Origin of the sequence: Streptococcus sp. HMSC034E03, assembly GCF_001811505.1 — a bacterium.
Lineage (GTDB): Bacteria > Bacillota > Bacilli > Lactobacillales > Streptococcaceae > Streptococcus.
Genome location: NZ_KV805003.1, coordinates 19,626 through 21,806, shown reverse-complemented (window position 1 = coordinate 21,806; position 2,181 = coordinate 19,626). Strand labels below are relative to the sequence as shown.

Genomic DNA, 2,181 nt, shown 5'->3' with positions numbered 1-2,181 from the left:
GATTTACCCACTACAAATATTATAGAGCCATTTTTATTATGGAATTGCCAAATGACGTTAAGGTTCAGTTCTATGAACTTAGAAAGAAAGTACAAAGCTTTAATCAGCTTTCAAAAAGATTTGGTATGGATGTTTCTGGCTAAGGTATGTGACAAGGTGAATTGATTGTTATGAAATAGAGAGCCTAAAAAATGGGGAAAATCGTTATTATTCCCCTGAACTTGATATGTTGTAAAAGACTATTTCTTGTCTGTTAAATATATCAATAACAAAATCTAAACATGATAGTCTAATATCTAATCCATTTCAAGTGAATAAGTTTATCAATCGTGTGAGTAAGAAAATTTCAAAAGAAGGAGAGATGGGTTTTCAAAAATAACCTATCTAGTCATTGTTTATATATAATTTGTATCTTTTGGTTTGTTAATTTGTATTTAAAATTTAATCATGTTACAATTAAAATTGAAATCGAATAGAAAAGGAAAATGCAAACGTGGGCACACTATTAGCAACAAGATTAAAAAATAGACGAAAAGAATTAAAAATGTCTCAGCGAGAATTGGCTGAGGGGATATGTAAACAGGGACAAATTAGTCGATTAGAGAATGGAGAATTTACTCCAGGAGCAGACTTTTTATATGCTCTGTCTAAGAAGTTAAAAGTTAGTATAGATTATTTTTTTAATGAGCAGATTGTAGAAGAGATTGATGAACTATCAGAGTTTAAGAAGTTAGCTCAGACATTTATCACAAATCGAAATTATGAGTCTTTGAAATATATATATGAATTAGAGAGTGTAAAGATGCATCGCTTGTCTCTAGTAAATAAATTTTATATGGAGTGGATAAAATCTCTTATAGATTTTTATTTCTATGGGCAACAAGAGGAGGCTGTGGCAAGATTGGAGAAGGTACTGTCTCAGTTAAGTGTAACTGACTTGACCTACCTTCAAGTTGCAAATACTCTATTTAATTTTTATTATGATATTGAAGATTTAGAGAGCTTTAATGAAATTCGAGAAAAGTTAGAGTATCAAGTAAATCAACTCAAGTTAAACACAATCGAAGAATTAAACCTTTCTATTAAATTTAATTATAATGTTTGTCGCTATCTATGGTTGCAGAATAATACTGAAGAGGCTATTACTAAAATCACAGATACGATAAAGCAATGTAAGACGTATAGAACAACATATCTTTTGGCTGATTTGTATGTATTGATGGGAAATGTCAGTAAGAATTTTTCTTCTAAAGTTGCAGTAAAAGAGTACTTTGAAACGGCTTATTTCCTGTATAAGCTTGAGGGAAATATGTCAATGGCTCTTAAAATCGAGCATTACATTGCAGATATAACAGAATAGTAAAGACGATGTTCAATTAAGCATCGTTTTTTTGAATTCAAAAATACAAATATGTATTTAATAAAAATAAATAAAAAAATATTATCAAAAATCTTGACATTATTATATTGAAGTGCTAAAATGAGTGCAAGAAAATATTAGGCTTTGTGTCTATAAAACATCTACAGAAACTTACTATAGACTGAGTGAATGTAAAGAGACTTCAGGCTTTGAAGAATTGAGAGGTAAAATTAATGAATGAATTAGAAGTTAGATTTGAACTCAACGATGAGAGGGATTATAATAATGCTATTTCATATTTAGAAAAATCTTATAAATTTAAGTGTGAAAATAAGCAAGTTGATGAATATTTTAAAACAAAAGGAAGAGAATATGAAAATGATGAAGTAGGTAGCTTTATTTACAGAATTCGCCAAGAAGATGATGATAGATCAAGTATTTTCACAAGAAAAGATACGATAAAACAAGGAATGTGGAGTGAAAGTGAAATAGAGTTGGAATCTGAAAAATTAGAATTTGTAAGGAATATCTTGCAAGATGGTTTTTCAAATATTTTCACAATAAGTAAATATAGAAAGACTTATCATGACGCATTAGAAAATAAAACGATTAATCTAGATAAGATTGATGGTCTCGGATTTTATCTTGAAATAGAGATTTTAGGAGATTTTTCAAAAGAAGATTATAATAATTTTTATGAGAAAATGTGCGGAGAGTTCTCGTTTTTAAATTCAAAAATAGAAACAAAGGGCTATGTCCAATTAATGAGAGAAAAAATGGATGTAATTGAAATTATCAAATAGTCTTGTTGGGATTGTTTA

The 2,181-nt window shown here is 28.7% G+C and carries 2 protein-coding genes; both read left to right on the top strand.

The features are described from left to right. The first annotated feature begins 493 nt into the window (after window positions 1–493). Window positions 494–1,360, top strand: a complete 867-nt coding sequence (locus HMPREF2805_RS10325) for a helix-turn-helix domain-containing protein (protein ID WP_075232432.1) — start codon at window positions 494–496, stop codon at window positions 1,358–1,360. Between the two features lie 233 nt (window positions 1,361–1,593). Then, window positions 1,594–2,163 carry a CYTH domain-containing protein gene (locus HMPREF2805_RS10320; RefSeq protein ID WP_075232431.1) on the top strand — a complete coding sequence of 190 codons (570 nt, stop codon included), beginning with the start codon at window positions 1,594–1,596 and terminating at the stop codon, window positions 2,161–2,163. The last annotated feature ends 18 nt before the right edge of the window (window positions 2,164–2,181 follow it).

What these genes read in the sequence shown, in the direction of transcription:
- HMPREF2805_RS10320 (WP_075232431.1), top strand. Translation starts at nt 1,594, where the DNA reads ATGAATGAATTAGAAGTTAGATTTGAACTCAACGATGAGAGGGATTAT.